Origin of the sequence: uncultured Chryseobacterium sp., from assembly GCF_936933875.1 — a bacterium.
Lineage (GTDB): Bacteria > Bacteroidota > Bacteroidia > Flavobacteriales > Weeksellaceae > CAKZIK01.
In genome coordinates, this window is the sequence record NZ_CAKZIK010000022.1 from 176004 (window position 1) to 196674 (window position 20671).

The following is a 20671-nucleotide window of genomic DNA, read 5'->3' on the forward strand; positions in this document are numbered from 1 at the left end:
AATTGCGAATTGATGGGGTTTTGATATTCAGCAATAAAAATCACACCTCCATTTCCACCACATAACCTTCATGATTTCTAACATTCATTACATTTCCGCCTTCAAAAGCAAGATATTGTCCTTTAATTCCGGTTAAAACGCCTTCAAATTCAGGATTTTTATCGAGTGTAAAAGCGGTAATTTTTTCGGGAGCTTCATAAGGAAAATCGAGACGTACGATTTCTTCTTCCATAGAATAGAAATTTTTAAAATTATCAGGAAAATACTGCTCAATTTTATTTCTAAAATCCTGTAAATCCACATCATCTTCAAAATCATCGCTGAGTTCCTGTAACATTTTTTTGTAATTGGTTTTGTCTGCAAGATGTTCTTTCAGAGCCACTTCTATCATTCCGGCTTCGTAACGGTTTTCGGTTTTGGCAATGGGTAAAGCGAAAGTTGCACCTTGGTCAATCCATCTTGTCGGAACCTGTGTTTCGCGCGTCACACCTACTTTCACGTCACCTGTGTAAGCTAAATAGACAACATGTGGTTGCAACTGAATTTGTTTTTCCACTTCCAAATCGCGCTCTTCAATTCCCAAATGTGCCGTGGAAAGTTCAGGACGTATAATCGTCTCGCTTGCATAAGGACTTTCGAAAAAACATTTTTTGCAGAAGCCCATTCGGAATACTTTTTCGTCTTTACCACAGTTGATGCATTGGTAACCAACGTGTTTAAACTTCAGTTTTTTGCCTATGAGCTGATTCATGTTGATGAAATCGCCCGAAAAATTAGCGTAATACTGAATGGGTTTTGCATTTTGGGTAACCATTTTGCGGATTTGTCCTGTGAAAAGCATGTAGAATAATTTTAAGTAAAATTAATGATTTGAAATTAATAAATTTGTGTTCTCAAAAAACGCTGATGAAGTATTTAGTAACCGGAGGAAGTGGATTTATTGGTTCGCACCTTGTTGAAGCTTTGCTGAAAAACGGACATTCTGTCATTAATATTGACAATTTTGATGATTTTTACGGTTATCAAATTAAAATCAGAAACACTCTAGAAAGTGTCGGAAAAAGTCCGGAATTTTCTTTCCGTGAAAAAGAAACCGATATTCAGAAACTCATAATAGAAACGGTTTCGGACCAATATCAGTTATACTTTCAGGATATTCGCGACAAAGATGGTTTGGCTAAAATTTTTGAGCAAAATGAGATTGATATGGTGATTCATCTCGCTGCTTTAGCCGGAGTTCGTCCATCGATCGAAAGACCTTTGGAATACGAAGAAGTCAACATCAAAGGAAGCATGAATTTGTGGGAGCTCTGCAAGGAATTCAATATTAAAAAATTTGTTTGTGCTTCATCTTCAAGTGTTTACGGAAATAATGAAAAAATTCCTTTTTCCGAAACTGACAATGTTGACCGTCCGATTTCTCCTTACGCAGCAACAAAAAAATGCGGCGAAATTATGGGACATGTTTACCATCATTTGTATGGAATAGATATGATTCAGCTGAGGTTTTTCACCGTTTACGGACCAAGACAAAGACCGGATTTGGCCATTCATAAATTCACAAAAATTATTACAGACGGAAATGAAGTTCCTTTCTATGGAGACGGTTCTACAGCGCGGGACTATACTTTTATTGATGATATTATTGATGGAATCATGAAATCAATTCAATACCTTGAAAACAACGATAAAATTTACGAAATTATCAACCTTGGTGAAAGCGAAGTGGTCAATCTGAACGAAATGCTCGGAATCATCGAAGAAAACCTCGACAAAAAATCTGTCCGAAACACGCTTCCAATGCAACCCGGAGACGTTTTTAAAACCAACGCAGATATTACAAAAGCCAAATCTATTATCGGTTATCAACCTACCACCAACTTCCAAAATGGCATAAACAAGTTTGTGGAATGGTTTTTGAGAAACTGAGACGAAATCAGGATGACGGATGTCAGATGATGGATGAAAATTAAAGCCCGCCGATTTTTCTAAAAAAGCAGCTAAAAATCACCCAACATCCAACACCCAACATCTAACACAAAAATTTGAAAATCAGTGAGAAAAAACTTTGTAATCTCACCTAATTTTTTACTTTTGCAAAAAATTTATTATTATGTATTGGACACTAGAATTAGCTTCTTATTTAAGTGATGCACCATGGCCGATGACAAAGGCGGAACTTATTGATTACGCCATCCGTACAGGTGCGCCAATGGAAGTGGTGGAAAACCTTCAGGCAATCGAAGACGAAGGAGAAATTTACGAGTCTATCGAAGAGGTTTGGAGCGATTATCCAACGGACGAAGATTTCCTTTGGAACGAAGACGAATACTAAGAAAGCAGTCGGCAATCAGCAGTCTGCTTTCTGCTGTTTTTGTCTTTTATAAATTGTAAAGCAGATAACAATGCTGTTGTAATGATACAACAGCTGAAAGCAAAAAAATATGAGTTTTTTAAACAAAGTTCTTAAAGGATTTTTGGGCGATAAAAACGCGACGGACCTTAAAGAAGTAAAAAAAGTTGTAAATAAAATTAAAGCCGTAGAGCCAAAAATTCAGGAACTTACTGATGATGGTTTGCGTGCTAAAACTGCAGAGTTTAAAGAAAAAATTAAATCTGCTACAGCTGATATTACATCTCAGATAGAGCAAACAAAAGAGCAAATCAAAAACTCTTCTAATGTTGATGAGAAAGAAGCGCTTTTCACGAAAGTTGAAGCTTTGAAAAAAGATTCTTACCAAATCGAAGAAAAAGTACTGAACGAAATTCTTCCTGAAGCTTTTGCTTTAGTGAAAGAAACCGCAAGAAGGCTTGCCCAAAATGGTGAAATCCGGGTAACAGCAACCGAAATGGACAGAGAACTTGCTTCAACTAAAGATTTCGTTGAGGTGCAGGGCGATACTGCAATTTGGAAAAACCGCTGGAACGCACATGGAAGTGATGTGGTTTGGGACATGGTTCATTACGATGTTCAGTTCATCGGTGGCGTTGTACTTCACTCCGGAAAAATTGCGGAAATGGCAACCGGTGAAGGTAAAACTTTGGTTGGAACACTTCCAATTTATCTTAACGCACTTCCGGGACGTGGAGTTCACGTTGTTACGGTTAACGATTATTTGGCGAAAAGAGACTCTGCTTGGATGGGACCTTTGTACCAATTCCATGGTTTAACGATTGACTGTATTGATAATCACCAACCGAATTCAGATTCAAGAAGAAAAGCATATCAATCGAGCATTACTTACGGAACAAACAACGAATTTGGTTTCGATTATCTAAGAGACAACATGGTAACTTCTCCGGACGAATTGGTTCAGGGAGAATTAAACTTTGCCATCGTGGATGAGGTAGATTCTGTTTTGGTAGATGATGCAAGAACACCTTTGATTATTTCAGGACCGGTTCCACAAGGCGACCGGCAGGAATTTGATACGTTGAAACCTTCGGTGGACAGAATTGTTGAAGTTCAGAAAAAAACGGTTTCATCTATTCTTTCCGAAGCAAAGAAATTGATTGCTCAAGGAAACAAAAAAGACGGTGGATTTAAATTGCTTCAGGCTTATAGAGGTTTACCGAAATCTAAAAACTTAATTAAATTCCTGTCAGAAGACGGAATGAGGGCACTTCTTCAAAAAGTTGAAGGAGAATATATGGCAGACAACAACCGTAATATGCCAATTGTTGATAAGGATTTGTATTTCGTTATCGACGAGAAAAATAATCAGATTGACCTTACCGACAAAGGTGTTGAATACATGTCGCAAGGTTACGAAGACAAAGATTTCTTCGTTCTTCAGGACATCGGAACCGAGGTTGCAGAATTGGAAGCTAAAAATTTAACAAAAGAAGAAGAATTTGAAGCTAAAGAAAAACTGTTCAGCGATTTCGCCGTAAAATCGGAAAGAGTTCACACGATGAACCAGCTTTTAAAAGCGTACACTTTGTTCGAAAAAGATGACGAATACGTTGTTATCGATGGTGAAGTAAAAATCGTTGACGAACAAACAGGTCGTATCATGGAAGGAAGACGTTATTCAGACGGTCTTCACCAGGCGATTGAAGCTAAGGAAAGCGTAAAAATTGAAGCTGCTACTCAAACTTTCGCAACCATTACTTTGCAGAACTATTTCCGTATGTACAACAAATTGGCGGGAATGACGGGTACTGCAGAAACGGAAGCAGGCGAATTGTGGCAGATTTACAAATTGGATGTTGTGGTAATTCCTACCAACAGACCAATCCAAAGAGAAGACAAACAGGATTTGGTGTACAAAACCAACCGTGAAAAATACAACGCCGTAATTGAAGAAATTGAAAAACTAACAGCTCAGGGAAGACCTGTGTTGGTTGGTACAACTTCAGTTGAAATTTCTCAGTTGCTTTCCAGAGCGTTACAGTTAAGAAAAATTCAGCACCAGGTTCTGAATGCAAAACTTCACGCTAAAGAAGCGGAAATTGTTGCAGGAGCAGGAAGACCGGGAGCTGTAACGATTGCAACCAACATGGCAGGTCGTGGTACCGACATCAAATTACGCGACGGAGTGAAAGAAGCAGGAGGTTTGGCAATTATTGGTACAGAAAGACACGATTCCAGACGTGTGGACAGACAGTTACGTGGTAGAGCAGGACGTCAGGGAGATCCGGGAAGTTCTCAGTTCTACGTTTCGTTGGAAGATAACTTGATGCGTCTTTTCGGTTCTGAAAGAATTGCGAAAATGATGGACAGAATGGGACACAAAGAAGGTGAAGTTATTCAGCATTCGATGATTACCAAGTCTATTGAAAGAGCGCAGAAAAAAGTAGAGGAAAACAACTTCGGTATCCGTAAAAGATTGTTGGAATATGATGATGTAATGAACAAGCAGCGTGACGTTATCTATAAAAGAAGAAAGAACGCATTGTTTGGAGACCACCTGAAATACGACATTATGAATATGTTGTTCGATGTTTCTCAGGCGATTGTAACGAAAACTAAAATGGAAGGAGATTACAAAGATTTCGAATATGAAATCATCAAATTCTTCACCATGGAAGCTCCGGTTTCCGAAAACGATTTTAAATCTAAAACCGTTCAGGAATTAACGAATATCGTTTTCAAAAAAGCGCAGGAAGATTACAGAATGAAGTTGGATTTGCTAAAGGAAAAGGCATTCCCTATTATCGAAAACGTTTATCAGAATCAAGGTTCAATGTTTAAGATGATTCAGGTTCCGTTTACAGACGGTCATAAAACAATGACGATTGTAACCGATTTGAAAGAAGCTTACGAAACACATTGCGAATCTTTGGTAAACGATTTCGAAAAGAATATTTCATTGGCCATTATCGATGAAAACTGGAAATTACACCTAAGAGAAATGGACGATTTAAGACGTTCTTCTCAGGGAGCTGTTTACGAGCAGAAAGACCCACTAGTAATTTACAAGCAAGAATCTTTCTACCTGTTCAGCGAAATGGTGGACAAAGTAAACAAAGACATTGTTTCATTCTTATCAAAAGGAGAAATCCCGGCATAAGAAAAACAACAAATTAATAGTAAAACTTCCTCATTTCGGGGAAGTTTTTTTATGAATTTAATATTAATTTTTGTAATTTTATTCACTAAATATATTTTGAAATGTCATTAATTGATTTGTCAAAACAGGTTGCGCTTGGTGTGGATATCGGTGGAACCAATACCAAATACGGTTTGGTAAACCATCGAGGTGAAATGCTCGAAAAAGGAAGTATCAGAACTGATGAGTACGAAAAAGTTGAAGATTTTATTGATGCACTTTACGATCATGTTGCACCATTATTACAGACCCACTGTAACGAAAAAACATTTGATGGAATTGGAGTAGGAGCACCCAATGCAAACTACTATAGCGGAACCATTGAACAGGCTCCAAACCTTCGCTGGAAGGGTGTTGTACCTTTTGCGGAAATGATGACCAAAAAATTTGGTGTCCCGTGTAAAATGACCAACGACGCCAATGCTGCGGCTTTGGGAGAAATGATGTTTGGCGCCGCTCGCGGAATGAAGGATTTCATCATGATTACTTTAGGAACAGGCGTTGGAAGTGGAATCGTTTGCGGCGGAAATTTAGTTTACGGACACGACGGTTTCGCCGGAGAATTGGGACACACCATTGTAAAACCGGGCGGAAGAAAGCATTGGAGTACAGGTTCCGAAGGTTCTTTAGAAGCCTATGCTTCGGCAACAGGAATTTCCATTACCGCAAAAAAAATGCGCGCAGAATTTCCCGATTCCTTGCTGAACCAATATCCAGAAGACGAAATAGATTCCAGAGTCGTACACGAATGTGCTTTGAAAGGAGATCCAACTGCTATTGAAGTTTTCCGTTATACGGGACAGAAATTAGGTGAAGCTTTGGCCAACTTTGTCATGTTCTCTTCGCCTGAAGCGATTTTGCTTTTTGGTGGTGTGATTAAAGCTGGAGATTTTATTCTGAAACCAACTAAACTTCACATGGAAAGAAACCTTCTTCCGATTTTTAGAAATAAAGTGAAACTGGTTTTCAGTGAATTGGACGAAGCCGATGCTGCGATTTTGGGTGCAAGTGCATTGGTATGGGAAAAATGACTGATGATTTATAGATAAAATACATCAAACGCATCATTTAATTGGTGCGTTTTTTTGTAACATTGTATCAGAAAAATCAGAAATGAAAAACCTGTTATTGTTTTTGATAAGTTTAATGGTGATTTCCTGTAACGGACAGGAAACAAAAAAAGAATTGATAAAGGAAAAGAAAATGGAGAACAAAAATTTGGAATATATTACGTTTGGTGGAGGATGTTTTTGGTGTGTTGAAAGCTGTTTTAATATGCTGAAAGGTGTTGACGCAGCAGTTTCAGGTTATTCCGGAGGACATAAAGAAAATCCAACGTACGAAGAAGTTTGCACCGGCGAAACGGGACATGCAGAAGTTGTACAATTAGCTTATGATCCAACAGTTATCTCTTATGAACAGTTACTTGAAGTATTCTTCTTTTTGCACGACCCAACCCAGCTGAACAGACAGGGCAACGATATCGGAACGCAATACCGTTCAGTAATTTATTACAATACTGATGCAGAAAAACAGAAAGCCGAGGAAGCGATTGCTAAAATCAACGCGTCAGGGAAATATGCTGATAAAGTGGTAACAGAACTCACAAAGTTTGAAAAATTCTGGCCGGCTGAAACGTATCATCAAGGTTATTATTTAGAAAATCCAAATACACCTTACTGTTCTGCAGTTGTAGGACCGAAGGTGGCGAAATTTAAAAAGCACTTCGGAGATTTGAATATGCTGAAATCTGAAAACTAAAAAAAGCGAAGAATTCTTCGCTTTTTTTAGTTCTTTCTGTAAATCCAGCAACCTGCTTCACTCGGATGGTCCTGAACGTAATCTTCGGGATTTTCTTTTTTAATAATATTGTAAATCATAATATCTCCAGCAGCACTACCGCTCATCAAAATTCCGAAAATTGTCAGAATTGCATCTCCTAAAATAACTCCCACTAAAGCAGGTAAAAGTCCAACCAAAACCAACGGCGCTAAAACTGCAATTTTGTAGTGTTTTATTTTTAGCGGCTCTTTACAATGTGCATAAGGCGTCAACATCTTCCAAAGAACACCAAATTTTACTGACTTCCACCCGTGTTCAGCAAATTTGGCGAAGAAAACTCCGTGCACCAATTCATGAACAATTATTCCAAAGAAAAACATCAACAGAGGAATAAACAGGAAAACTTTCTTTTTAAAATTAAAAAAATAAGATTTGAATTCGGGTCCCCATACCAGAAAATAAAGGAAACCAAATAAAACAGCAAAAACAACTAGATATCCTATTGCAACAACATTAGCTTTTGCTAGATTAATTGTTTTTAATTCTTTAATGTAATTGTCGAAATCCATATCTATTTTCTGATCATTTCCGTATGCGGAATATCATCTTCCAAGTACTTTTTCCCGGTACATTCAAAGCCAAAACCAGAATAGAACTTCAGCAAATAATCCTGCGCCGAAATACGGATTTCTGAAGTTCGGAATCTTGCTTCGATCGTATTTATAGCAAAACGAATCAAAATTTTTCCCAGTTTTAAATTTCTGTATTTTTGATTGGTAAGAACACGACCAATCGAAGTTTCAGGATATTTAATTCCTTTGTAGAAAACTCTGCAGTATGCCAAAACCTCTCCGTTTTTTTCTGCCCAAAGATGTACTGCCTTTTGGTCGTAACCATCAAGGTCGGGATAAGGACAGTTTTGTTCCACAACAAAAACATCAACCCTAACTTTTAATATTCCGTAGAGCTCTTTGGTTGTTAATTCTTCGAACGATTTTACTTTCCAAATGAGGTCTTCCATTACTCGAAATTGACGTTGTTTTTTTCAAGAAAATCATTTGTTGTCTGAATAAAACCCAGAATTTCTTCACCGCCTTCTTTTTTCTCTGCGGAAGTAACATACATTTCAGGCAAACCTTCCCAGGTTTTCATCATTTCAGATTTGTAATTTTCTACATTTTTAACGGCAGCATTCGGTTTTAGTTTATCAGCTTTCGTAAAAACAATGGAGAACGGAACTCCGTTTTCACCACACCATTCCATAAATTCCAAATCAATTTTTTGTGGCGTGTGTCGGGAATCCACCAAAACGAAAAGATTTACCAAGTTTTTTCTGTTCAGAATGTAATTGGTAATCAGCTTTTCGAAATCTTTTCTTGTGCTTTTCGAAACTTTGGCGTAACCATAACCCGGTAAATCGGTAAGATACCAATTTTCGTTCACCAAAAAATTGTTAATGAGCTGCGTTTTTCCAGGTGTTTGTGAGGTTTTTGCCAAATCTTTTCGGTTCATCATTGCGTTGATGAGCGAAGATTTCCCCACGTTCGAACGTCCGATAAAAGCATATTCCGGTAAAGTTGGTTCAGGGCAGTCCTGCCATCTTCCGGAGCTTTTTACAAATTCTGCAGTTTTTATTACCATATCTAAAAAGAATCTCGCAGATTAAACAGCTTGAGCAAATCAAAAAAATCTGCAAAAATTTGTCTAATCTGCGAGAAAATATTTTCTGTTAAATTATTTTGTCTTACTCAGCCAATCAAATAAAATTTGGTTGAATTCATTTGGCTTTTCCATCATTGCAGCGTGTCCACACTGATCAATCCAGAACAAATCCGAATTCGGGATAAGCCTGTCCATTTCAATAGCCACTTCAGGAGGTGTAACATTGTCCTGTTTCCCCCAAATAATACAGGTTGGTGGCATAATTTTGTGAAGCTCCTTTTCCATATTGTGTTTAATGGCGCTTCTTGCCAACATGACGGTCTTGATTCCTTTGCCTCGGTCATTCACCACCGAGAAAACTTCATTCACCAATTCCTGTGTTGCCACTTTTGGGTCATAGAAAACTTCTTCCGCTTTTTTCTGAATGTAAGAACGGTCGTTCTTTCTCGGGAAACTGTCCCCAAAAGACCTTTCATACAAACCGGAACTCCCTGTAAGAACCAGATTTTTCACCAAATCAGGACGGGAAATAGTCAAAATTAATCCAACATGACCTCCCATCGAATTTCCAACAATCGTTGCCGGTTCCTTCACCACATCTTCAATAAATTTTGCCACAAACTTTGCCAAAGACGTCAAGTTGGTGTTCAGAACGGGTAAATCGTAAACCGGAAGATGCGGAAAGTAAACTTTATATCCACGCGACGAAAAGTAATTAATTAAAAGGTTGAAGTTGCTTAAACCACCCATTAGTCCCTGTAAAAGAACAATCGGATGACCTTCGCCTTCTTCTATATAATCGTACTTGCTCGCTTTTTTCGTTTTAAATAACATAAAATATAATGTCGTACCTGCAAAAGTACAAATAAAGCACAATATACAATACCTTAAGACCAATTTTAGAACTTTTTTTATGAATTCTATAATTTCATTTTCTCATTAAAAGGTGGTGCAAAATATTGGCTATATTTTCAATTTACTTGCAAATTTTCCAATTTTAAAATGGCTTCTTTAACTCATTTTTAATCAATGTTTTAAGGGTTTAATTCAAAACTTATTAACATTAAGTCAAAAAGTGGGAAAAAGTGGGAAACTTTGGAAATTAATTTTTACATTTGTCCCAAATGAATTATTTTTTTGAAACATACGAGTGTAAAATTGATGACAAAGGCAGGTTGAAGTTGCCATCGTCATTGGTTAAGCACATGGAAAAATTCGCCGGCAACGAGTTTGTGGTGAAGCGTGCTGTGTTTCAGAAATGCCTTGAAGTGTACCCGATGAAACCTTGGGAAAAGCTCATGGAAAAAATTAACGGACTAAACCGTTTTGTAAAGAAAAATACAGAATTTATCCGTCAGTTTACTGCTGGAGTAAAAACTGTAGAGCTCGACAAAGCGGAGAGAATCCTCATTCCAAAAGATTTAAAAATTTTCGCAGGTCTCGATAAGGAAATTGTGATTTCCGGAGCCGGAGATTTCTTTGAAATTTGGGATAAAGACGCATATGAAGAAAATATCAAAACCAATGAAGCCGATTTCGCACAGCTTTCTGAAGATGTGATGGGCGACATTAATTTTGGTGAATAAAAATTTATTGAAAGTTGAACAACGTAGAATATCATAACCCGGTTTTGCTCAAACAGAGTGTGGACGATTTGGTGACGAATCCCGACGGAATTTATGTGGATGTTACTTTCGGTGGAGGAGGACATTCCCGAGAAATTCTGAAAAGACTTTCAGACAAAGGAAAGCTTTACAGCTTCGACCAAGACCTTGATGCGTTGAATAATACAATAGACGACCCAAGATTTACATTAATCAATCAGAATTTCAGATTTCTTGAAAACTCTTTGTTGATGTATGGTGTAAATCAGGTTGATGGTGTTTTGGGAGATTTGGGTGTTTCTTCTCATCAGTTTGATGAAGCAGAACGTGGTTTTTCAACAAGAAGCAATGCTCCTTTGGATATGAGGATGAATGTAATGCAACATCTCGACGCCAAAAAAGTGGTGAACGATTATGAAGAGGAACATTTGGCGGATATTTTTTATCACTACGGCGAACTTCGCGAAGCTCGAAAATTAGCGAGAGAAATTGTTCATCACAGAAAATCAAAAAAAATTGAAACCACCGAAGACCTGAAGAAACTTTTCAGCTACATTCCGCCGCATAAGCAGAACAAATTTTTCGCTCAGGTCTTTCAGGCGATTCGCATTGAGGTGAATCAGGAGCTTGAAGTTTTGAAAGAAATGTTGGTTCAGGCTTATAAAATTTTAAAATCGGAAGGAAGGCTTGTCGTTATTTCTTATCACTCTTTGGAAGACCGTTTGGTAAAAAGATTTTTGAAAAACGGAATGTTCGAAGGAGAACCGGAAAGAGACATCTACGGAAATTATGCAAAAGCTTTCGAATTATTAAAAAGCAAAGCAATTATTCCGGATGATGCAGAAATAGAGGAAAATTCGCGAGCAAGAAGCGCGAAAATGAGAGTGGGAATAAAAGTGTGAATGGTGAAACGTGAATGGCGAATTTGAAAATTGACCATTAACGAGGGAAGCAAATTCACAATAAAATGATTGACAAATAAATTGGCAAAAAAAGTAACATACAAACCGAAGAAAAAACTCACTTTCATAGATATTGTGAAAGGAAACTTTCTGAACCGGGACGAAATAAAAAACCATTACCGGTATTTTTTGCTGCTTTTTGTATTGATGATGATGATGATTTACAGTAACCACTTGGTGAACCAAAAAATCGAAATCGTTAATGACCTGAAAGAACAGACCGAAGAATACAAATCGAGAAATGCTTTCGCGCAAAGCCGATTGATTAAAGTAAAAATGGAATCCGAATTAGGAAAAGAAATGATTGGAGACTCTTTAATGACCCTCGAAAATCATCCGCATAAACTTTTGATAAAATTAGACAGCACAGATGGCGGTTCAAAATGAATACGATGTAAAACGTAAAAAAACGTTGAGATGGGGCTACCTTTTCGCAGGGTTTGCCTTCATGCTGTTTTTAATTTTTCTCGGGAGAATTCTTATTCTTCAAAACACCAATGTAAAGGAAATTCGTGAAGATTATATCAGCAAAAATTACCGCGAAGCTACACTGAAAGCCGCAAGAGGAAATCTTTATGCAGCCGATGGTTCTATTTTAGCAACAACGGTGATGCGTTATGATATTTTTATTGATTTCAAAACGATAAAAGACACGGTTTACAGCAATAATATTGGTGCTTTAACGGATTCTTTGAGCAAAATGTTCGGGAAGCCGAGAAGTTATTTCCGTGCAAAATTCGATACGAATAAAAAAAATAAAAACCAATATTTCTCTTTAATTAAAGGTCTGGATTTCGACCAATACGATAGAATTCGCAAATTTCCGATTTTCGAAAAAGGAAAAAACAAAGGAGGTTTTATTGTGGACAGAAATTATAAGCGTGAACTCGCAACCACAGAAATCGGAGCTGGAACGATTGGTATGGACGACCATCGAGGAAAATCCGGTTTGGAAGCTGCTTTTTCAAAATATTTGAGCGGAACAGATGGAAAACGTTTGGAGCAAAGAATTAATTCAAGTCAGTGGAAACCAATTGATTACTGGAAAGTTCAGGAGCCTGTTGACGGACAGGATGTTTATACTACGATTGATTTAAGAATTCAGGATATTGCAAATTCTGCACTGGAAAAACAGTTGGTGAATTTTGATGCTGAACACGGATGCGTTGTGGTGATGGAAACCGCTACCGGAAAAGTAAAAGCGATGGTCAATCTTCGACGTACCGAACCCGGAATTTATGTTGATGCTTATAACTATGCTTTGAAAGACGGAATTGAACCGGGTTCAACCTTCAAAACAGTGTCGCTTTTGGCTGCGATGGACGATGGTTTTATTGATGAAAATACAACCGTAAATGTTGGAAATGGCAACTGGAATTACGGCGGACAGTTGATTACAGACGGCCACGGTGGTGGAACTTACGAAATCAGTGATGTTTTGGCAAAATCGAGCAATGTTGGTACAGCAAAGCTGATAACTAAATATTATGCAGACAAACCGCAAGTGTTTTTAGACCATCTGAAACGCTGGAAAATGTTTGATAAAATGGATATCGAGCTTCCGGGAATTACAAAACCGTTTGTTTATACTCCTGAACACTCAAGATGGAATGCTGCGACTTTAGCTTCAATTTCATACGGATATTCAACCAATTTTAATTTGTTGCAGCTAACAACTTTCTATAACGGAATTGCAAACAAAGGAAAAATGCTGAAACCGCTTTTCATTGATAAAATAATGAAAGACGGCCAGTTAATTTACGAAGCAAAACCGGAAGTATTAGTGAATAAAATGGCATCAACCGAAGCAATTTCGATGATGACACACGCTTTAACGAAAGCCGTTGAAAAAGGAACTGCGAAAAGTATTTTCACACCAAACTTGAAAATGGCAGGAAAAACCGGAACCGCAAGATTTGAATATTGGAAACCGGGCCCAAGAAAATACCGCGCATCGTTTGCAGGATTTTATCCCGCAGACAATCCAAAATATACCTGTTATGTAATGGTAAGCGAACCGGATGTTTCCAAAGGATTCTACGGAGCAACTGTTGCAGCTCCTGTATTCAAGGAAATTGCAGGAAAAACTTTCCTAAAAACACCACAAAATGTCGAAAAGGAAATGTTGGTGGAAAAGAAAGTGGATTTGAGCAAAATGGTGGAACCGAATGTAAAAATTGCAGTTAACGCTAAGCAAATGCCCAATGTTGTTGGTTTGATTGGTAAAAACGTAATTCCGCAGCTGGAGAATTTAGGATATAGAGTTGATTTTAAAGGAGTAGGGAAAATCCGCGAACAGTTTCCTCTGGAAGGAACGGTCATTGGTAAAAATCAGAGAATTTATCTGACGTTGCAAAATTAATTGTAGGTACGTGCCTTTGACGCGTTCAAATAAGTCGCAGAGCGACTAAAATGTTGATTGAATTCACAATTGGAAAGTGGCAGCGCGACGAAATATTGGTAGAAAATAAATAGAAAATAATAAAGGAAGTCGCAGAGCGACGACATATTGGTAAAATGCAGTTGCAGGAATTATTAAACAGAATCCCCGTTCTCGAAACCTACGGAAATCAAAACCGTGAAGTTTCAGAAATCGTTTTCGATAGCCGAAAAGCTGTGGAAAATTCGCTGTATGTTGCTGTGAAAGGCACTGTTTCGGATGGGCATTCTTTTATTAATTCTTCTGTTGAAAAAGGAGCAACCGTTATTGTTTGCGAAGATTTGCCTGAAACTTTAAATGAAAACATCACTTACATCAAAGTGAAAGATTCATCGAAAACTTTAGGTCAGCTGGCTTCAAATTTCTATGGAAACCCTTCCGAAAAACTAGATTTAATCGGAATTACCGGAACCAACGGAAAAACTTCGACAACGACTTTGCTTTTTGATATTTTCAAAAATTTAGGATTTCAATCTGCCTTGATTTCTACGGTTGAATACAGGATTGGAGATGAGGTTATTCCATCAACGCATACAACTCCGGACGTGATTCGTCTGAATCAAATGCTTGCAAAAGCGGTTGAAATGGGTTGTCAATACGCTTTCATGGAAGTTTCTTCGCACGGAATTCATCAGAACAGAACCGAAGGTTTACATTTCAAAGTGGCTGGATTTACCAATATCACGCACGACCATTTGGATTACCACAAAACCTTTGATGAATATCTGAAAACCAAAAAAAGATTCTTTGATGAACTGACTTCCGAAGCCATCGCGATCACGAATATCGACGACAAAAACGGAAACGTAATGCTTCAGAACTGTAAAGCTTCGAAGAAAACCTACGCGCTGAAAACTTTGGCAAACTACCACGGAAAAATTCTGGAAGCAGATTTCAACGGGATGTTGCTGAATTTCAATAACAAAGAATTCTGGACGGCTTTAACAGGGAAATTCAATGTCTATAATTTGCTTTTGGCTTATGCAGTTGCGGTAGAATGTGGTTTTCATGAAGAAGATGTTTTGCAGGCGATTTCAAAACTACAGCGTGTGAAAGGACGCTTCGAAACGATGAAATCCGATGGTGGAATTTTCTTCATCGTAGATTATGCACACACGCCGGATGCGTTGGAAAATATTTTGGATTCCATCAACGAAATACGTACAAAAAACGAAAGATTAATTACCGTTTTCGGTTGCGGTGGCGACAGAGACCACGCAAAACGCCCGGAAATGGGAAAAATAGCGACACGGAAATCCACTTTAGCGATTATCACTTCCGATAACCCGAGAACGGAAGAACCGGGAGCAATTATTAAGGAAATTGAAGCAGGTGTAGAACCTCAAAACTTCAGCAAATACACTTCAATTCCCGACAGAAAAGAAGCAATAAAGATGGCAATAAAATTTGCCGAACCGAAAGATATAATTCTCGTTGCCGGAAAAGGACACGAAAATTACCAGGAAATCAACGGTGTAAAACATCATTTCGATGATAAGGAAACCATTGTGGAACTCTATAAAATGATGTCGAAATAGACATTAGTTTGAATTTAAAAGAAGAAAAAGATGTTATATTACCTTTACGAATATCTCACAAGCCAGGGAATCCACATTCCGGGACTGAATCTTTTCAGATACATTTCATTCCGAGCTGCGATGGCGGTTTTGTTGTCGTTAGTTATTGCATTGATTTACGGGAAAAGAATCATCAGTTATCTCCGAAACCAACAAATGGGAGAATTGGTGCGCGACCTTGGTTTGGAAGGACAAAAGCAAAAAGAAGGAACGCCAACAATGGGAGGTTTAATCATCATTTTGGCGACTTTAATTCCTGTTTTGCTATTTACAAGAATTGGTAATGTGTACATTTTATTGCTGATTATTTCTGTGGTTTGGATGGGAGCGATTGGTTTTATCGACGATTATCTCAAAAAAATCAAGAAAAATAAAGACGGTTTGAGCGGTAAATTCAAAATTATCGGTCAGGTTGGTCTTGGTTTAATCGTGGGAATTACCATGTATTTTCATCCCGATATTACGGTAAAAAGAAAATATTCTGACGCGACGATAGTGAACAGAAATAATGTGGAACAAAACTTCATGCCTACTGAAAAAGCAACCGTTTCTACAGTTCCGTTCGTGAAAAATAACGAGTTTGATTACAGCGGGATTTTATTCTGGATGACTCCCGAAAAAGCGCATGAATATGCTTGGATGATTTTTATTCCAATCGTCATTTTCATCGTTACAGCCGTATCAAACGGTGCGAATATTACAGACGGAATTGATGGTCTCGCAGCCGGAACAAGTGTCGTCATATTGTTGGCGCTCGCATTTTTCGCTTATGTTTCCGGGAACATTATTTTCGCTGATTATCTTAACATTATGTTCCTTCCGAATATGGGTGAAGCTACCATTTTTGCACTCGCATTAATTGGTGCAACCATCGGATTTTTCTGGTACAACACGTATCCTGCGCAAGTTTTTATGGGCGATACCGGAAGTTTGATGTTGGGTGGAGTTATTGCAGTTTTGGCGATTATTTTAAGAAAAGAATTGATGATTCCTGTGTTGTGCGGAATTTTCTTGGTCGAAAATATTTCTGTGATGCTTCAGGTAGCGGTTTTCAAATACAGAAAGAAAAGATACGGGTTGGAATATGCCCAAAATAACAGATTGTTCAAGATGTCACCACTTCACCATCATTATCAGAAGGAAGGATATCATGAAAGTAAAATCGTAAACAGAATGGTCATTATCGGTGTTTTGTTCGCCATTATCTGTTTGATTACGCTGAAAGTTAGATAGAATTGTAAAAAGTATAATGTCTGAAAGTACATTGTACATTTTACTTGAATACATTTTACAAAAAATATGAAAATTGTTGTTTTAGGAGGAGGAGAAAGCGGTTACGGAGCAGCTTATCTGGCTAAGAAAAAAGGGCTGGATGTTTTTCTGTCGGACAAAGGTTTGATCAAGGAGAACTACAAAAACCTTTTGGACGAAGCCGGAATTGCGTATGAAGAAGGAAACCACGATGAAGAAAGAATTTTGGCTGCAGATTGGGTTATCAAATCGCCGGGAATTCCTAAAAAAGCCGATATTATTTATAAGATTAATCAGAAAGGAATCCGTATTTCCTCTGAAATTGAATTTGCTTCTGAGTTTACCAACGCAAAAATTATTGCAATTACCGGCAGCAACGGAAAAACAACCACAACTTCTTTAATTTATCACATTTTGAAGAATGATGACTTAAGTGTTGGATTAGGCGGAAACATCGGTCAAAGTTTTGCGAAACAGGTGGCGGACGAAAACTTTGAGTATTATGTTTTGGAGGTGAGCTCTTTCCAACTAGATGATATTCAGAATTTTAGACCTTATATTTCTTTGTTGTTGAATTTAAGTCAGGACCATTTGGACCAGTACAATTACAATTATGAAGAGTACGCTTTAGCGAAATTCAGAATTGCCGAAAACCAGGAGAACGATAATTATTTTATCTACAACCGCGATGATGAAATGAGCATGAACCTCCTGGAAAAGCTGGAAATTAATGCTAAAAAAGTTCCTTTTTCACTAAAAGAAAAGGTAAAAGAAGGAGGTTATTTCAGCGGAGGAAAGTTAATCGTAAAACTTGCGGATGAATTTTCGATGAATGTGGATGAACTTTCTTTGGTTGGAAACCATAATGTTGCGAACAGTTTGGCAGCTTCAATTGCTGGTAAAATTTTGAAAATCAGCAATGAAAGTATTAGAAATTCTTTGATGACTTTTCAGGCGGTAGAACACAGATTGGAGCAGGTTGCAGAAATCGATGGCGTAAAATTCATCAACGACAGTAAAGCAACCAATGTTAATGCAGCTTATTACGCATTGGAGAGTATGAAAACACCGACCGTTTGGATTGTTGGCGGCGTTGATAAAGGAAATGATTATACCGAAATCGAAGATTTGGTAAAGAAAAAAGTAAAGGCAATTGTTTGTCTTGGTCTTGATAATCAAAAGATTATTGATTTTTTCAAAGACAAAAAAGATTTTATTTATGACACATCGAGCATGGAAGAAGCCGTGAAAATTTCGAAAGGAATTTCAGAAAAAGGCGACACTGTTTTGCTTTCACCGTGTTGCGCGAGCTTCGATTTGTTTAAAAATTATGAAGAGCGAGGAGAAAAATTTAAAGCAGAAGTTTTAAAGTAGGGACAAATCGTGATTTGTCCAACAAACAGTAAAAAAATATGAACGATCAATATCAGGAAGACAAATTTGAATATCTGAAAGGCGACAAAGTCCTTTGGATTGTCATCATTTTGATTTCAGTGTTCTCCATTTTCCCGGTATATTCCGCAAGTTCGAACTTGGAATATATTGTGAACAACGGAACAACTACCGGTCACGTGATGAAGCACATGTTCTTTGTACTTCTTGGTTTGGGAGTAATGAGAGCTGTAGGATTTGTGAAGTACGAGCATATCGGAAAACTGAGCGCTATTTTGCTCGGAGTGTCCATTCTTTTGCTTGGAGTGACGATGTTTTCCGGACAAACCATTGATGGAGCAAGTGCTTCGCGTTGGTTAAAAATTCCGGGAACGCCGTTTTCGTTCCAGCCATCGTCGTTCGCGTATTTAACATTGATTATTTATCTCTGTAGATATTTAACAAAAAAAATCAACCGTGAAAGACTTCCAATAGAGAACATCCTGTACATTTTCGGGCCAATTTTCGTAGTTTTTATTCTGGTGGCAAAAGACAACGGTTCTACAGCATTGATGATTTTGATGGTTTCTGTTGCCGTTTTAATCATCGGTCAGCTCAACTGGAAATATATTGCTGGGTTTATTTCGACTTCCGCTGTAGCAATTGTACTGTTTTTAGTTGTTGCGTTAAATACGAATTTAATCGGCGGAAACCGTGTTCACACTTGGATGAGCCGTATTGAAACGTTTACAACGGCGAAGACTAAAACTGCCGATGTTATGGAGGACGAAAGCATGAAGGCCAAAAATTATCAGGTGATGCAGGCAAAGGCAGCCATTGTTCATGGTGGAATTACCGGAATGGGACCTGGAAAATCTGCTTTAAAACAAATGCTTCCGCAATCTGCATCCGATTTTATTTTCGCCATCATCGTAGAAGAATATGGATTTGTAGGAGCCTTTTTCCTGATTATTTTATACCTGATCATGATCATCAGAATTGTAATGATAGCGAGTAAAATGCCTGCATTTTTCGGATCGTTGCTCGTGCTTTCGATGGGAATGATGATTTTCGTTCAGTTGGCTGTCAACATTGCCGTTGCTGTCAATTTGATTCCCGTAACGGGACAGCCTTTACCGCTAATCAGTTACGGTGGAACTTCGATGTTGGTAACGTATTTCCAACTCGGAATTATATTAAATGTAAGCTCGAGAATTCAGGTTTATGATGAAGAAGGAATGGGCAAAAAACAAAATATTGAAGAAATAAACGATATCGCTTAAAACCGATAGCAAACAATGTAGAGACGCGATTTATCGCGTGTTACGATAAAAAAAATGAGCAAAAAATTAAGAATATTAATGAGCGGCGGCGGAACAGGTGGACACATCTTCCCGGCTGTTGCAATTGCGCAGGAAATTCAGAAAAGATTTCCTCATGCAGAATTTTTGTTCATCGGTGCGAATGCAAAAATGGAGATGGAAAAAGTTCCTCAAGCCGGATTTAAAATTGAGGGATTAAATATCGCCGGCTTCGACAGAGGAAATTTGTTGGCGAATTTTAAACTGCCTTTCAAAGTAATTTCTAGTTTGTTGAAAGCAAGAAAAGTAATTGGAAATTTCAAACCGGATTTAGCTATTGGAACCGGAGGTTTTGCAAGTGGACCGGCTTTGTATATCGCTTCGAGACAGAACGTTCCAATTTTTGTTCAGGAGCAGAACTCTTTGCCGGGAAAAACCAATATTTTCCTTTCTAAAAAGGCAAAAGCAGTTTTCACGGCATATCCGAATATGGAGAAATTTTTCAACGGAACAAAAACGTTCTTCCTTGGAAACCCTATTCGTAAAAATATCATTACAGACTTAATCGATTCTGCTTCGGCAAAGGAAAAATTAGGTCTTGATAAAGATAAATTAACCATTCTTTCAGTTGGAGGTTCTTTGGGTTCAAGAACATTGAACAACGGCTGGAAAGACAATCTGAAAACCATTCTAGAAAAGGATTATCAGTTAATCTGGCAAACAGGAAAAACAGATTACAACGAACTTTCAAAAAGTGTCATGCTGAACGAAGTAGAAGCACCTAACATCAAACTGCAGGAATTTATCAGCGATATGCCTTTAGCGTATTCTGCTGCGGACGTAATTGTTTCAAGAGCGGGAGCCATTGCGATTTCCGAATTGGGTGTGGCCAAAAAACCGGTGCTTTTGGTTCCGTTTCCTTTTGCAGCGGAAGACCATCAAACCAAAAATGCACTGACTTTGGTTGAAAAAAATGCCGCAAGAATGGTGAAGGACACCGAAATGAAAGAAAAATTTCTTCCAACATTGCTCGAAATTTGCGAAAATGAAACGTTGAGAAACGAAATGTCTTCCAACATGGATTTCTTCGCAAAACCGAAAGCAACCGAGGAAATTGTAGACGAAATTATAAAAATATTGAACCTTAAACCCTAAACTCTGAATTG

19 protein-coding genes are annotated in these 20671 nt (G+C 37.9%); 14 read left to right on the forward strand and 5 right to left on the reverse strand.

Annotated features, from left to right (window positions below):
• Positions 1–40 precede the first annotated feature (40 nt).
• Complete coding sequence (locus Q0252_RS03820; RefSeq protein ID WP_297983979.1) at positions 41–841, reverse strand: DUF2797 domain-containing protein; 801 nt, start codon at positions 839–841, stop codon at positions 41–43.
• Between the two features lie 65 nt (positions 842–906).
• Between Q0252_RS03820 and Q0252_RS03825 the strand changes: the two genes are divergently transcribed.
• The 5 genes from Q0252_RS03825 (at position 907) to msrA (ending at position 7316) form a co-directional block, all read left to right on the forward strand.
• Entirely contained in the window at positions 907–1929 is a 1023-nt protein-coding gene (locus Q0252_RS03825; RefSeq protein ID WP_297983981.1) for a GDP-mannose 4,6-dehydratase, read from the forward strand.
• Between the two features lie 184 nt (positions 1930–2113).
• Positions 2114–2335, forward strand: a complete 222-nt coding sequence (locus tag Q0252_RS03830; RefSeq protein WP_002662059.1) for a DUF2795 domain-containing protein — start codon at positions 2114–2116, stop codon at positions 2333–2335.
• Between the two features lie 109 nt (positions 2336–2444).
• A complete protein-coding gene (gene secA / locus Q0252_RS03835) occupies positions 2445–5516 on the forward strand; it encodes a preprotein translocase subunit SecA (RefSeq protein ID WP_297983982.1) in 3072 nt (1023 codons plus the stop codon).
• Positions 5517–5617: 101 nt separating this feature from the next.
• Complete coding sequence (locus Q0252_RS03840) at positions 5618–6586, forward strand: ROK family protein (protein ID WP_297983984.1); 969 nt, start codon at positions 5618–5620, stop codon at positions 6584–6586.
• A gap of 82 nt (positions 6587–6668) precedes the next feature.
• Positions 6669–7316, forward strand: a complete 648-nt coding sequence (gene msrA, locus Q0252_RS03845) for a peptide-methionine (S)-S-oxide reductase MsrA (RefSeq protein ID WP_297983986.1) — start codon at positions 6669–6671, stop codon at positions 7314–7316.
• 26 nt (positions 7317–7342) lie between these two features.
• On the opposite strand, the gene Q0252_RS03850 is transcribed toward msrA, so the two are convergent.
• From Q0252_RS03850 to Q0252_RS03865, 4 genes are all read right to left on the reverse strand, one after another.
• On the reverse strand, positions 7343–7906 hold the full coding sequence (locus tag Q0252_RS03850; RefSeq protein ID WP_297983987.1) for a DUF3267 domain-containing protein: 564 nt from the start codon (positions 7904–7906) through the stop codon (positions 7343–7345).
• A 2-nt stretch (positions 7907–7908) separates the two neighbouring features.
• On the reverse strand, positions 7909–8358 hold the full coding sequence (locus Q0252_RS03855; protein ID WP_297983989.1) for a GNAT family N-acetyltransferase: 450 nt from the start codon (positions 8356–8358) through the stop codon (positions 7909–7911).
• Positions 8358–8978, reverse strand: coding sequence for a ribosome biogenesis GTP-binding protein YihA/YsxC (gene yihA / locus Q0252_RS03860; RefSeq protein WP_297983991.1), 621 nt, complete (start codon positions 8976–8978; stop codon positions 8358–8360). The genes Q0252_RS03855 and yihA overlap by 1 nt, the downstream gene beginning before the upstream one ends.
• Positions 8979–9071: 93 nt before the next feature.
• Positions 9072–9833: an alpha/beta hydrolase gene (locus tag Q0252_RS03865; protein ID WP_297983993.1), complete on the reverse strand. Its 762-nt coding sequence runs from the start codon at positions 9831–9833 to the stop codon at positions 9072–9074.
• 290 nt (positions 9834–10123) lie between these two features.
• Here Q0252_RS03865 and mraZ point away from each other — a divergent pair, with 290 nt between their 5' ends.
• The 9 genes from mraZ (at position 10124) to murG (ending at position 20660) form a co-directional block, all read left to right on the forward strand.
• Complete coding sequence (gene mraZ / locus Q0252_RS03870) at positions 10124–10585, forward strand: division/cell wall cluster transcriptional repressor MraZ (protein ID WP_297983995.1); 462 nt, start codon at positions 10124–10126, stop codon at positions 10583–10585.
• 14 nt (positions 10586–10599) lie between these two features.
• Entirely contained in the window at positions 10600–11505 is a 906-nt protein-coding gene (rsmH, locus tag Q0252_RS03875; RefSeq protein WP_297983997.1) for a 16S rRNA (cytosine(1402)-N(4))-methyltransferase RsmH, read from the forward strand.
• An 81-nt stretch (positions 11506–11586) separates the two neighbouring features.
• The gene (locus tag Q0252_RS03880; RefSeq protein ID WP_297983998.1) at positions 11587–11952 is read left to right on the forward strand and encodes an FtsL-like putative cell division protein; all 366 of its coding nucleotides are present in this window, start codon (positions 11587–11589) and stop codon (positions 11950–11952) included.
• Entirely contained in the window at positions 11936–13927 is a 1992-nt protein-coding gene (locus tag Q0252_RS03885) for a penicillin-binding transpeptidase domain-containing protein (RefSeq protein WP_297984000.1), read from the forward strand. Before Q0252_RS03880 ends, Q0252_RS03885 begins: the two co-directional genes overlap by 17 nt.
• 155 nt (positions 13928–14082) lie before the next feature.
• Complete coding sequence (locus tag Q0252_RS03890) at positions 14083–15543, forward strand: UDP-N-acetylmuramoyl-L-alanyl-D-glutamate--2,6-diaminopimelate ligase (protein WP_297984002.1); 1461 nt, start codon at positions 14083–14085, stop codon at positions 15541–15543.
• 30 nt (positions 15544–15573) lie between these two features.
• Complete coding sequence (mraY, locus tag Q0252_RS03895) at positions 15574–16815, forward strand: phospho-N-acetylmuramoyl-pentapeptide-transferase (protein ID WP_297984004.1); 1242 nt, start codon at positions 15574–15576, stop codon at positions 16813–16815.
• 66 nt (positions 16816–16881) lie between these two features.
• Positions 16882–18207 (forward strand): UDP-N-acetylmuramoyl-L-alanine--D-glutamate ligase, encoded by a 1326-nt coding sequence (gene murD, locus Q0252_RS03900; RefSeq protein ID WP_297984006.1) that lies wholly within the window; start codon positions 16882–16884, stop codon positions 18205–18207.
• Between the two features lie 38 nt (positions 18208–18245).
• A complete protein-coding gene (locus tag Q0252_RS03905) occupies positions 18246–19487 on the forward strand; it encodes an FtsW/RodA/SpoVE family cell cycle protein (RefSeq protein ID WP_297984008.1) in 1242 nt (413 codons plus the stop codon).
• Between the two features lie 54 nt (positions 19488–19541).
• Positions 19542–20660, forward strand: a complete 1119-nt coding sequence (gene murG / locus Q0252_RS03910; protein ID WP_297984010.1) for an undecaprenyldiphospho-muramoylpentapeptide beta-N-acetylglucosaminyltransferase — start codon at positions 19542–19544, stop codon at positions 20658–20660.
• The last annotated feature ends 11 nt before the right edge of the window (positions 20661–20671 follow it).

Bases quoted from the DNA above. Each gene is read 5' to 3' on its own strand.
- Q0252_RS03820 (WP_297983979.1), bottom strand. From the start codon at position 841: ATGCTTTTCACAGGACAAATCCGCAAAATGGTTACCCAAAATGCAAAA.
- Q0252_RS03825 (WP_297983981.1), top strand. From the start codon at position 907: ATGAAGTATTTAGTAACCGGAGGAAGTGGATTTATTGGTTCGCACCTT.
- Q0252_RS03830 (WP_002662059.1), top strand. From the start codon at position 2,114: ATGTATTGGACACTAGAATTAGCTTCTTATTTAAGTGATGCACCATGG.
- secA (WP_297983982.1), top strand. From the start codon at position 2,445: ATGAGTTTTTTAAACAAAGTTCTTAAAGGATTTTTGGGCGATAAAAAC.
- Q0252_RS03840 (WP_297983984.1), top strand. From the start codon at position 5,618: ATGTCATTAATTGATTTGTCAAAACAGGTTGCGCTTGGTGTGGATATC.
- msrA (WP_297983986.1), top strand. From the start codon at position 6,669: ATGAAAAACCTGTTATTGTTTTTGATAAGTTTAATGGTGATTTCCTGT.
- Q0252_RS03850 (WP_297983987.1), bottom strand. From the start codon at position 7,906: ATGGATTTCGACAATTACATTAAAGAATTAAAAACAATTAATCTAGCA.
- Q0252_RS03855 (WP_297983989.1), bottom strand. From the start codon at position 8,358: ATGGAAGACCTCATTTGGAAAGTAAAATCGTTCGAAGAATTAACAACC.
- yihA (WP_297983991.1), bottom strand. From the start codon at position 8,978: ATGGTAATAAAAACTGCAGAATTTGTAAAAAGCTCCGGAAGATGGCAG.
- Q0252_RS03865 (WP_297983993.1), bottom strand. From the start codon at position 9,833: ATGTTATTTAAAACGAAAAAAGCGAGCAAGTACGATTATATAGAAGAA.
- mraZ (WP_297983995.1), top strand. From the start codon at position 10,124: ATGAATTATTTTTTTGAAACATACGAGTGTAAAATTGATGACAAAGGC.
- Q0252_RS03885 (WP_297984000.1), top strand. From the start codon at position 11,936: ATGGCGGTTCAAAATGAATACGATGTAAAACGTAAAAAAACGTTGAGA.
- Q0252_RS03890 (WP_297984002.1), top strand. From the start codon at position 14,083: ATGCAGTTGCAGGAATTATTAAACAGAATCCCCGTTCTCGAAACCTAC.
- mraY (WP_297984004.1), top strand. From the start codon at position 15,574: ATGTTATATTACCTTTACGAATATCTCACAAGCCAGGGAATCCACATT.
- murD (WP_297984006.1), top strand. From the start codon at position 16,882: ATGAAAATTGTTGTTTTAGGAGGAGGAGAAAGCGGTTACGGAGCAGCT.
- Q0252_RS03905 (WP_297984008.1), top strand. From the start codon at position 18,246: ATGAACGATCAATATCAGGAAGACAAATTTGAATATCTGAAAGGCGAC.
- murG (WP_297984010.1), top strand. From the start codon at position 19,542: ATGAGCAAAAAATTAAGAATATTAATGAGCGGCGGCGGAACAGGTGGA.